Origin of the sequence: Desertivirga xinjiangensis (assembly GCF_024436435.1) — a bacterium.
In the GTDB taxonomy this organism is placed as follows: Bacteria; Bacteroidota; Bacteroidia; order Sphingobacteriales; family Sphingobacteriaceae; genus Desertivirga; species Desertivirga xinjiangensis.
In genome coordinates this window covers 97,089-108,854 of the sequence record NZ_JAFMZP010000004.1, presented here as the reverse complement: position 1 = coordinate 108,854, position 11,766 = coordinate 97,089, and the positions used below count along the sequence as shown (strand labels likewise).

The 11,766-nt window shown below is 44.5% G+C and carries 6 protein-coding genes; all 6 read right to left on the bottom strand.

The features are described from left to right. Positions 1 to 11 precede the first annotated feature (11 nt). The 6 genes from J3P37_RS11935 to J3P37_RS11910 are packed head-to-tail and all read right to left on the bottom strand — an operon-like array spanning position 12 to position 11,760. Positions 12 to 914 carry a PorP/SprF family type IX secretion system membrane protein gene (locus J3P37_RS11935; protein ID WP_256011397.1) on the bottom strand — a complete coding sequence of 301 codons (903 nt, stop codon included), beginning with the start codon at positions 912 to 914 and terminating at the stop codon, positions 12 to 14. Positions 915 to 942: 28 nt separating this feature from the next. Next, on the bottom strand, positions 943 to 4,026 hold the full coding sequence (locus J3P37_RS11930) for a T9SS type B sorting domain-containing protein (RefSeq protein ID WP_256011395.1): 3,084 nt from the start codon (positions 4,024 to 4,026) through the stop codon (positions 943 to 945). Between the two features lie 24 nt (positions 4,027 to 4,050). Next, on the bottom strand, positions 4,051 to 5,127 hold the full coding sequence (locus tag J3P37_RS11925; RefSeq protein ID WP_256011393.1) for an endo-1,4-beta-xylanase: 1,077 nt from the start codon (positions 5,125 to 5,127) through the stop codon (positions 4,051 to 4,053). Positions 5,128 to 5,135: 8 nt separating this feature from the next. After that, on the bottom strand, positions 5,136 to 6,959 hold the full coding sequence (locus J3P37_RS11920) for a glycoside hydrolase family 2 protein (protein WP_256011392.1): 1,824 nt from the start codon (positions 6,957 to 6,959) through the stop codon (positions 5,136 to 5,138). A gap of 2 nt (positions 6,960 to 6,961) precedes the next feature. Then, positions 6,962 to 8,704 carry a RagB/SusD family nutrient uptake outer membrane protein gene (locus J3P37_RS11915; protein WP_256011391.1) on the bottom strand — a complete coding sequence of 581 codons (1,743 nt, stop codon included), beginning with the start codon at positions 8,702 to 8,704 and terminating at the stop codon, positions 6,962 to 6,964. A gap of 17 nt (positions 8,705 to 8,721) precedes the next feature. Continuing rightward, positions 8,722 to 11,760, bottom strand: a complete 3,039-nt coding sequence (locus J3P37_RS11910) for a SusC/RagA family TonB-linked outer membrane protein (protein ID WP_256011389.1) — start codon at positions 11,758 to 11,760, stop codon at positions 8,722 to 8,724. Positions 11,761 to 11,766: the final 6 nt, after the last annotated feature.

The following is an 11,766-nucleotide window of genomic DNA, read 5'->3' as shown; positions in this document are numbered from 1 at the left end:
AATCGTTTAGTTTATTGCTGATTCTTTTTCTTGAGTTTTACATTGATCCCTACCTCAAAATCCCCGTTAGAATAGCTCCTCATTGCCGAGGTATTGGTGGTATACGCACCCGTGAAAGTGAAAACATCGTTGTACTTTACTCCAAAGCCCATGGTAGCGCTTTTAGTAGTGTGATACATTGCAAAAACATTAAAGCGGTTTAGATAAGCTACATTCACACCGGCATCGAGAATATTGTCGAAGCCCTTAATTCCACGGTAAGCCAGCTTTGGTTCAGTGCTAAACTCTTCATTGAGCGTCCATTTATATGCCACTGAAGAAAAGAACGTAGCATAACCTGTTCCTGAAATATAATTCGGGTCCGTTTCCAGATAATTTCTCAGGTTCAATACTGCCCCCTGGAGACTAAGTCTGGATCCGCTGTAAGCGATACCGAAATCGCCATCAAGTCGATTCCCCCGGTCATTAAACCTGCTGGTAACCGGATCATAATCGTCGCCGGTAACGTCCGAGTTATTGATATATTCACGGTATAAGCCAAGAGAGAGACCAAAGCTCAATTTTCCGGTTTCAGTAACAGGGAGGTGATAAGCATAAGTTGCCATTAACCGAGTCTGGTTAATTATACCACTTTTCTCAAAGTTCAGATTTACTCCAACACCAACTTTCTTACCGATACCATAAGCACCAGTGAAAGACTGAGTTACCGGACCGTCAGGCATCTGATTAAACTGCTCGCGATAAACCAGATTAGCATTCAGGCCTTCTTCCATCCCTGCAAAGGCCGGGTTAGCCATGTACTGATTTTGGTAGTACATATTTCCCAATGAACTGATCTGAGCATCGGCTACAGAGGAAGAAAACAGTCCGGTAAGCAGTAAGGCACCGGCTAAATATTTATTTAATAGTTTCATTCGAAAAATTTTATTGGGGTCGGAAGAGCTAGTTATTTAACATGGTGATCACTCCTTTTTTCCTGGGCACACCAGGTCCAAAGTCAATGATGTAGTAATATGTATTTTCATTGAGTGAAGATCCGGCTACCCGTCCGTCCCAGTCATTGTTATAGCCCTTCTTATGGAAGATGAGCCTCCCTGTTTTATCGAAGACCTTTACTTCATTATTTGGGTATAGATCCAGGTTCTGAACCTTCCAATGATCATTCAGGCCGTCTCCATTCGGAGAAAGAAGATTTGAAGCCACGATAAGATCATAATTAGTGTTCACCTTAATAGTGAACTCCTGGGTGCTGCTGCAGCCTCCGCTGTTCGTGACTGTTACCTTGTATGTAGTGGTTTCTGACGGCCTTACCAGCAAGTCAGCAGTATTCGTATTCCCGATTATACCTGCATCTGTTTCCCACTGATAGCTTTCTCCACCACTGGCTGAAAGGCGGGCAGTGATCCCCCTGTCGATCGATTCTCCTCTGTCGGATGTAATGGAGGCAACAGGAAACTCATGAATGGAAAGTTTGAAGGTTTCGGTATGAGTGTCGGTACCGCCATTAGCTTTCCCTCCATTATCCTGCAGAATCAGCGAAATACTGGTCTCTCCCTTTATTCCCGCTTTTAACCTGTATTTTATTTCGGCTTTGCCGTCTGACAGTAAATTAACCCCAAGTGCATCAAACCATGGCTTATCTGAAGAGATAGTTGCAGTCAAGGACTGGGCAGATTCCGGGCCAGGCGAGATACCGCTCAATAAGATAACTTTCTCTTCAGTTCCTACACAGGTGTTTTGAGCGCCTACCGCCATGATCACAGGTTTTTCGTTGACATCAAGAACAGAAACTACAAAGGTATTTTCAACAGAGAAATTGGTTTGTGATGTCGCCTTTACCCTGATGTTGTAAGTCTGTTTATTTTCATAGTTAAACTCCGCTTTTGTTTTGAGCTGGTTGCCAGAAATAATAAAACTGGCATTATCTTCTGCTCCAATACCTTCTGTTAGTGTATAGGTTAAAGTTACAGATGCATCTGGAGAAACGACAGAAAGAGTGCCAGCCAGGGTGTTTTCAGGCTGATTCTCATAGAGGTCTTCTGCTGTGAAATTCAGCGCGCTAATGATACCGGCACCTGCTGTTACCGTAGCTATATTTGAGTACGGCGAATGCGTTGCTCCCTCCATACCACGAACCCGGTAATAATAGACAGTAGAAGCCACTGCGGTATGGTCTGTAAAAGTTTCTATATCCTGTAGCGTAGTGGTTAACAATGAAAAATTGGTACCGTCAGTAGATCTTTCAATCTGGAAGCCTTCTTCATTGGCTGAGTTATCCTGCCAGGTCAGCTCCACTTCATTTGCAGTAAGCACATTGGCGGTTAATGCCGAAGGTGCTGGAAACTGAGCCATACTTCTAAGTGAGGCGATATAATCAATGTTATTTTGTCCAAAACCGATTCCCCAACCAGGGTTGGCATTATTAGAATCAGTAGCTTTAACACCATTATAGTCGCTGGCTGACTTTTCAGGATTTGAAGGATATTGAAAAGAGCCGGTATTTGTAATAGCCGGAGATACCAATGCTGGTGCTTTTACTGAATGAAACAAGGATGTAGCCGCTCCACCGTTATTTGTTGCAAACACATGAATAACATCGTCAAAACCATTCTGACTGCCCGACTTAATTAACACCATATCAGTATTGGTGATATTGAACCGGTGCCCGCTGACATGTACCGCTGTGAAATAAGCGGGATTATCCATGATCAGATCCAGTTTAGAATCGGAGGCATCCAGGTCTTCAACATAGTTCGGATCAGCAGATGCTGTCCGTCTTAAGACAATCGTCGTTCCAGAGCGCATGGATGACCAGAAAGGGGTATTATTAAATTTATATTTGCCCCCTGCATCCCGGGTTATGTTATCTTCTGCATCTTTGACGATTAGATTTCTTAAATCATAATTATCCTGGATCACCAATAATTCAATCGCATCCGACAAACCATCTGAGGTAGATGTACCATTATATATTTTATTAACCACTACAGAAGCTGTGGCCAGTGTCGACGAATTAAACACATTGCTATAACCTGAGTTTCCTGAAGGATTAATAGCTCTTACCCTGTAAAAGGCATATTGCGATGGCGGCACATTGTTCTCCGTATAGGAACTTACTCCGGCCCCTACAGTCGTCAGGGTAGTAAAATTAGTACCATCTGCTGATTTTTCAATTTCGAAACCTGTTTCATTATCGGAGTTGTCGTTCCAGCTCAGCTTTAGACTATTGCCAGCCTCGAAAATCCCTGAAAGTGAAGATGGGGTGTTAATGACAAATGCTGTTCTTAAAGAAGCAAGATATGCGATATTGTTCTCTCCAAATCCTACGCCCCAGCCACGGTCGGATCCTGTGGATACAGCCGCTTTTGCTCCGTTATAGTCAGATAAAGCTTTATCCGGATTTGTTGGGTACTGGAAAGAACCAGTGCCCGTTGTCGCCGAAGAATACAGGATGGGCACCCCGGCTGACTGAAGATCTGTATAAAAAGTTGAGGTATTACTGTTGCCCGTAGCAAAGGCGTGTATGGTACCGCCAACTCCCGTTCCATTTGCTGATCCGTCATCCGTTTTAATTACGACGATATCGTTATTGGTTATATTGAGATGCTGCCCTCCTACATTTGCCTGTATAGGGGTAAGATACGGGCTGTTTGCAGTGGAGCTTGTAAGTAAAACATCCAGTTTAAAATCAGATGCATCTGTATCTTCGGTATACGCTGCATCCTGAGATTTTAAACGCCTTAATACGATCGTGGTCCCCTTTCGCAGGTCCTTCCAGAGATCTATGTTATTAAACTTATATTTCCCTCCTGCATCTTTATTGGCATCTGGCAGCGACAAATCTTTTACAATAAGACCGCGCATGTCTAAATGGTCCTGTATAACCAATAATTCCACCGCGTCCGATTCTCCGTCGAAAACAGAAGTAGCATTATATATTTTATTGATCACTACACTTTGGGCAAGGCTGGCGCCAACCGGGCCTGCCATTAAAAGCATAGCAAGCCCTAACTTCTTCATCTTCATGTATCTTGATTAGAAAAATGGTTCCTATTTAACTCCGTCTAATATTCCCTGGTAAGCAGCTTTTCGATTGTAATTATCATCGAAAGGAAGTGGCCAGTCAGGGCGGTTATATTCGCCTCTGATCCAGCTATCAGAATCGCCCACATTCCAGGTGGTGATACCAAATTGCTGATTCTTCGGAATAGCATTAAAAGTTCTTACCAGGAACTCATACTTCGCCTTTTGCTGCGCAGCCAGACCGGCAGAGTAGGTCAAGTCCTGAATATTATCAGGATTCATGGAGATTTCAACCTCGGCAATATGAACTTTCAAGCCTGTAGCTGCGGCCGTGTTGATAGCATCAGCAATATTTTTATCAGCCATGTTATAACGGGTGTGCATTTGCAAGCCAATTCCATGAATAGGCACTCCCTGGGCCTTCAGATCGTTAACCAATTTTAAGATTCCGTTCCTTTTGGTAGGGCCGTATTCGTGTCCGTAGTCGTTATAAAACAGCAGTGCATCCGGGTCGGCTTCATGAGCGTAAATAAAGCTCTTAGAAATATATTCAGGACCCAATTTCTGCAGCCAGATACAATCTCTTAATGTTCCATTCTCAGCGATTGCTTCGTTCACCACATCCCAGGAAACTACTTTTCCTTTGAAGTGGCTTATTACCGTTTGGATGTGGTTTTTAAGAAGCCGGTCCCAGGCAGCGGCATCTCCCTGATAGTTCATCACCCATGATGGTGGATTTTTGTACCAGATAAGCGTGTGTCCATGAACGCGTTTATTGTTCTGGCGGGCAAACTCTACCAGGAAGTCGGCCTCCGTCCAGGTATACGTATTCTCGGCCGGATGAAGCTGTGAAAACTTCATCGCATTTTCTGCGGTAAGGCTGTTAAACTCCTTGATCACCACATCCCGGTATGGAGCTCTGCTTCTTATCAGGCCATTGTTTACTGCAGCGCCGATAGGGAAAGGTAATGCACTCTGCAAGGTAACATTCTCGTCCTGAGGAATTGTAAGATCAGGGGAAGGAAACACAGGATCATCCTGACCCTTCAGACAACCGGAAGTGGCAACTACCACTGCCCAAATCAATAACCAATACTTCTTCATAATCATTGTTATTTATACTTCTGTTCGGTTTTTTCGTAAAAATCCTTTAAGACAAAAAATGCCTTTTTCTTTTTGCCTGTCTCTGATATCAGGCCCTTGCGGTTCCAGAAATCCTGGAAATAAGGATGCTGTCTTCTTGGTGATTTAAAATCTGTCAGGATCCATGGGGTCATTCCTCGCAAGCCACTCATCGTACTCATAAACGGAATCTGGTTTTTGTATAAAGATTCCTGGAACTCTTCTGTCCAGCGGGTATCTTCATCCCCATGGAAACCCGCAAGAGCACTGCCTCCTACTTCAGTAATCACCACCGGCTTATTGTATTTGATCTGGAATTTGTACTTAGACAAGTCTTTTGGCAAGGCCCAATACCATCCGCCATACTGGTTGAAACTTACCAGGTCAAGCTTATCTCCCAGCGGATCGTCGACGATCACGTCAAAGCCTTTGCGGTGTACTTCAAGTGCTGCCGATACCAAACGGGTATTATCCAGCTCCCTGGTTTTGGCTGCAAGGCTACTCATAAACTTAAAGCGGGGTTCGCTTAGCGGTGTCTCGTTTCCAATCGACCAGATAATTACACTTGACCGGTTTTTATCTCTTTCTATTAAATCAGTTAGCTGTTTTTCGGCATTTTGATAGGTAGCGGCATTTTCCCAGGAAATGGTCCAGTATACAGGCACTTCCGCCCAAACCAGGAGGCCCATTTCGTCGGCCAGTCTTACCATTTCCTCACTGTGCGGATAATGTGCCAACCGTACATAATTGCAATTCAGCTCCTTTGCCTGGTTCAGCATCATTCTCATATCTGCTGAGGAACGGAGTCTGCCCGGGATTAAAGGGTTTTCATCATGTAAGGAGATACCGCGGAGAAATACCGCTTTACCATTTAGAAGGATATCCTGGCCCCTGGTTTCGATTGTGCGGAACCCGATCTTGTCTGAAACTTTGTCGTTTCCTGAAGAGATCTCAACATGGTACAATTTTGGACTTTCAGGGGACCATAATTTGAGCTTTCTTACAGGAATATTCACCTGTGCTCTGCCCTGTCCGTCGCCTTTGATTGTGGCTTTTACTCCTGCTTCAGGGATGGATATAGTCACTTCCTCGTTAGCAGCAGCCCCTTCAAGTTTTACGAATCCCTCAATCTTACCGGCATTTCCTTTCGCTAACTGGATCTTATAGTCGGAGATGTGAGATTTCGGAAGTTCGGCAAGAAGGACGTCGCGTGTGATACCTCCGTAGTTCCACCAATCGGTATTTACCGTCGGAATTTCATCCTGCTTACGGGTATTGTCCGCTTTTACCACAACGAAGTTCTCGCCCTTTTTCAATTTACCTGTTACATCAAACTGAAATGGCGTAAACCCTCCTTTATGTACTCCTAATTTCTTCCCGTTCAGGTAAACGTGTGCCTCATAATTCACGGCACCGAAGTACAGAACATACTTTTTATCGTTTGCAGGGTTAGCGAGGAACTTTTGGCGTAACCAGATCGTGCCTTCATATAATTCAAGCTTCTCGGCTTGTGAATTCCAGTCGCCGGGAACATTTATTGTAGGGGCAAGATCAAAATTATACTCAATCAGCTCTGACTTGTCGATTTGTTTACGGTCATCATAGAAGCCACCCTTGCCTGATTTGCTCTGATCGAACGGTTCATGACGGTAATCATAGTACCCCATTTCGTATGGGTCAATGATATAATTCCACCGACCGTTCAGACTGATGTGTTTCCTTGAATAAATATTCTGGATAAGGCTTTGCTGAGCAAATGCAGCCGTACCTGTTATTAATAAAATTACAATGTATATGTATCTAAGCTTATTCATTATCAATTAGTATATCCTGGGTTTTGTATTAGTGCTGGTTGACGGTTAACGGTATTCTGCGAAAAAGGGTAGAGGTAATTCTTTTCCTGGAAAACCCTGTTTTCCACAATAAAAGGGGTGTACACCCGGTTAGCGTTTTCATCGAACGTGATACGCATTCCACTCACCGGTTTGTTAAGATAAAGCTCACCTTGTTTCCATCGGCGAACGTCATAAAAACGGTGTCCTTCAAAACATAGTTCCACGCGCCTTTCGTTATGGATCCGCTCGCGAATGGCGTCTTTATTTAGCGGTACATAACCGTTGCCTGCAGGATCGGTAGTTTGCAGCGGAGGCATGTTTACTCCATTCCGGTTCCTTACCAGATTGACAAAACTCAACACTTCAGTCGCAGCTGCTTCCCCCTGCGCTTCATTTAACGCCTCTGCATAGTTTAGAAGCATCTCCGCATATCTAAAGACCACCCATGGACGCCTCGCAAACGTATTCGAATTCTCATTCCATGTAGGCGCTTCACTCAGGAACTTACGCATGTAATAACCGGTTTTGGTGGCATCGATACTTTTGTTCAGCCCGTCTAACCCGCCAACGTACGTTTGCACAGGTCTGCCTTTATATTGCCTTTCGTTATGGTTAATGGCGAAAGAGAAACGGGGGTCCCGGTTTTTATACGGATCGTCAGGATTATATAACGTGTTCGTCGGATCGTTAACTGATTTCCCATTCGTAGTTTCAAAAGCATTAACCAGTTCCTGAGTTGGGTTAGTACGTCCCCGTGCCCCGTCGTAACCAATAGGAGCGTTATCCTGTTCGATATCGTTCCTGTTTAGCGCCCTGGTAGCGAAAATGACTTCAGCATTGTATTGAGCTGCGCCGTAATTAAAAATATTCGTATAATTATTGAATAAACTATGGGCGTTTAGGTCAATAACCGCTTTTGCGGCGTCGGCAGCTTCCTGCCAGGTAACCTGAGAAGCAGTACTGAACAAAGGACTGGCTGCATACAATAACATTCTTGATTTCAGAGCCATTGCGGCAGCTTTTGTAGCTCTGCCTTTATCTCCGCTTCTCCAGGCGAACCTCGTCGAAGCGTCGATCGGACTATATTCCTGACGTGTCCATACAGGTAAATTTTGTTTAAGCGCACTGTCACAGTCTGCAACGATCTGCTTCACACATTCCTGGTAAGAATTTTTCGGAAGGTTAAGATTTTCATCCCTGCTGAATACACGTGTAGCCAGCGTTACAGCACCATATCTCTTAACGAGTTCAAAATGCAACATAGCTCTAAGAAAAAATGCCTGTCCCTTTAAACGGCTCTTATCTTCGGCAATACTCAATCCATCGGTTGGAATAATTTCACTCCCGTCAAGATTCCCAAGGAACATGTTCACCTTCCGCAAACCCTCATAGAGATTTGCATACTGATCATCAACTGTGCGCAAAGGGCTCCAGGTTCCATTATTGAAAATGCTCATGGTGGCGTTAACGCCAGAATTCACTGCTTCATCAGTAGCGGAAGCCAGCATTCCACCGTTCCCATCGATATCAAATCCTTCAGGAATAGAGAAATAAGCATTGTTTAATACGCCTCTGGCATAAGCATCATTGGCCCATACCTCATCTTCTCTAATCGGCCCGTCGGTAACAGAGCCGTCCTGGAGGAAATCATCGTTACAGGCTGATGTGGTCAGTATGATTACTGATGATAATAATATGGGTAGTATTCTAATATTTAATTTCATAACCTTTATTTCCTCTTTTAAAATTTAAGGTTCATGCCTAAGGCGAACGTTGCCAGATAAGGATAAGATGAGTTAAAACCTGCATCAGGCATCTCCGGATCGATCGGAAGATCTTTAAGTTTGTCGAAAGTCAATAGGTTGAATCCGCTGACATAAAAGCGACAGGTAGCCAGCTTCAGTCTTTTGATAGCTCCGGCAGGCAGAGTATAGCCCAGCTCTACATGCTTCAATTTCAGGAAATCGCCAGAGCGGAGCCAATAGTCAGAGTTAACGATATTATTAGCACGGTCGTTGATGGTCAATCGCGGATATTGCGCAGCTTCAGCAGTTGCAGGAGTCCAGCGATAAGCGCTGAACTGGTTGATATAACCACTTGAAGATGTACCGGCATTAACCAGGGAGCTGATCTGAATAGTACGACCGGTTACACCCTGGAACAGGAAAGACATATCGAAACCGGCATACCTGGCGGAACCTCCAAAACCAAAATAGGAAGAGGGGATATCCGAGTAATCGGTCGATATAAAATCAAGATTATCGATCAGGCCATCGTTGTTCACATCTTTATAGCGAATATCTCCCGGCCTGACGTTTCCTGAGAAACGTTGTACAGGCGCTGCAGCAATTTCTTCTTCATTTTGGAACAGTCCCTCTGAGATCAGGAATCTCCTCACTACGCCGCTGCTGGTCTCTACACCACCTATCGGAAACCCGATCTGGCGCTGGTAATCAGGCAGACCTGCTTCCTCATTTAAAGACAGGATCTTGCTTTTTACATAGGTATAGTTAGCATGCAGGCCGAAAGACACCTTATTAAGGGTTTTATTATAGCTCAAAGAGCCTTCAACACCCTGGTACTCGGCTTCACCGGCATTGATCTGAACCAATGTCTGGCCAATAATAGCGGGAGAAAGATCTGCAGTTAACAGATCAGTTCTCCGTTCATGGAAATAATCCGCAGTAAGCGAAAAGGATTGTTTGAAAAAGCGGGCATCAAAACCAGCACTAGCTTTTCTTGCTTTCTCCCAGGTAAGATCAGGATTAGCCAGATCTAGCTCTGAGGTATTGGGCACATTGCTGTATCCCGTGCCAAAGAAATACTGAGTGCCGCCACGGGTGAAATAGTTACTGAAAGCAAAGCGTCTGGAGGCATTGATCCCGTCATTCCCAACTAAGCCATACGATCCTCTGAGTTTAAGATAATCGAGGAACTTCAGTGGTTTAAGCAAACGTTCTTCAGACACGATCCATCCAGCAGAAACCGCAGGGAACCAGCCATATCTTTTGTCTTTTATAAAGTTTTGCGAACCTGCATAAGTGGCAATAACATCTGCAAAATAGCGCTGATTAAAATTATAGGAAAGCCTGTTCGCTATACTTTCCCGGTGATCATCCAGCCTTGAGGACGATGCAGAAACAGCTCTCTGGAACCTGCTGGAAAATTTAAAGCCATGTTTTCCCAGCTCCCTGTCGTAATCCACACCGCCCCAGAACTCATTGTTGCGCACATTTCCGCTGAATGAACTGGCAGCATAGTTTACAGGAGCCTGATTGCCATAACGTTTAAATACACCTGCTGCCTGCCGCTCATAGATCTCATAATTCTGGTTAAAACCCGAAGTATAGAGTCCGGTCATATCATAAGTATAGAATAGGTTTAACGAGAGGCCTTTTGTTAAGGCATCAAGCTTTTGCCTCACATTGACAGTAGCCAGCAGAGTACGGTATACGTCTGTAATATTTCCGCGTGCCTCCAGCATAGCTAAAGGATTGTTTCTGAAGTAATTGCTTCCCCCGTAAGAACCGTCTTCATTCATTACAGAAAAGGCATTAGAAGGAGTTGAGAGTACTGCGTTCAGAAAATTTGTATTTCCATCCCGGGGATACCTGAGGTTATTTACCCGCCCACCCACATCGAGTGAAACATCCAGCGTCTTGTTGACATGCAGATCCAGGTTGGTCCGGAAGTTGTAACGGCGGAAATTGGTGTTCGAATTATAGTTCTCATTATTGCCTCCTTTATACAAACCGTCCTGGTCATAAAAACTAAGAAGGGTAAAATAGCGTGCAAAGGCATTTCCACCACTGATACTCGCTACATAACGCTGTACCGGCGAAGCTTTCTTTAAAAACTGTTCAGGAAAGTTATTGTCCGGATAAGCGTAACGATCGGTACCATTGTAATAACCCACCAAGCTTTCCTGATTGTACAAAGGGGCTTGTCCGTCGTTCTGCCTGGCCTCGTTGAACAAAAAGGCATAAGCATAAGAATTTAAGGGATTAGCCAGCGTTACCGGAACCTGTACCCCACCCTGAGCGTCAAAAGTTACCTTGGTTGAACTGGCGCTGCCGCGTTTGGTAGTCACGTAGACCACCCCGTTTGCTCCGTTCATACCATACCAGGAAAGAGATCCGGCGTCTTTAAGCACACTGATGCTCTCAATCTCATTCAGGTCCATATCCATAAAATCGCGTGCTACCCCGTCTACCAGTACCAGGGGAGCCTGAGAACTATTATAAGAGGAGCGTCCTCTGATCAGGAAACTGGCATCATCCGTTCCAGGGCGGTTACCGGTTTGCTGGATATGTAAGCCGGGAAGACGACCGGTAAGGGCATTGTTGAGGGTAGACAATGGCAACTGGGGAAGATCGTTCTCTGTAACCGTACTTATGGTAGCCGTAACTTCCCTATTTTTTCGTATCCCAAAGGGGATATACACATTATCATCATCGCCGGCACCAACCAGGCTTTCTTTAAGTACCAGAGGGTTCTCAGGTTTAATTTCAAAGGATGCAAGGTAACTGGTATTATAACCGGCTTTCTTCAGGATCACCCTGTCGTTTCCGGTAGTAGTTACATTGAATCGTCCTTCCTTATCGGTAAATATACCCTGTGTCTTTTCCTGAACCAGTACACTTACACCTTCTAGCGGCTGACCAGCAGTATTGACTACAATGCCACTAACAGTAGTCTCTTCCGACTGTGCCATTGTTTTACCTGCGGATAGAAGGCATAATATTAAGCTGGTGATATATCGGATATTTATAAGCTTCATTTTCAG

Coding starts and splice junctions, on each gene's coding strand:
- J3P37_RS11930 (WP_256011395.1), bottom strand. CDS start 4,026: ATGAAGATGAAGAAGTTAGGGCTTGCTATGCTTTTAATGGCAGGCCCG.
- J3P37_RS11920 (WP_256011392.1), bottom strand. CDS start 6,959: ATGAATAAGCTTAGATACATATACATTGTAATTTTATTAATAACAGGT.
- J3P37_RS11915 (WP_256011391.1), bottom strand. CDS start 8,704: ATGAAATTAAATATTAGAATACTACCCATATTATTATCATCAGTAATC.
- J3P37_RS11925 (WP_256011393.1), bottom strand. CDS start 5,127: ATGAAGAAGTATTGGTTATTGATTTGGGCAGTGGTAGTTGCCACTTCC.
- J3P37_RS11910 (WP_256011389.1), bottom strand. CDS start 11,760: ATGAAGCTTATAAATATCCGATATATCACCAGCTTAATATTATGCCTT.
- J3P37_RS11935 (WP_256011397.1), bottom strand. CDS start 914: ATGAAACTATTAAATAAATATTTAGCCGGTGCCTTACTGCTTACCGGA.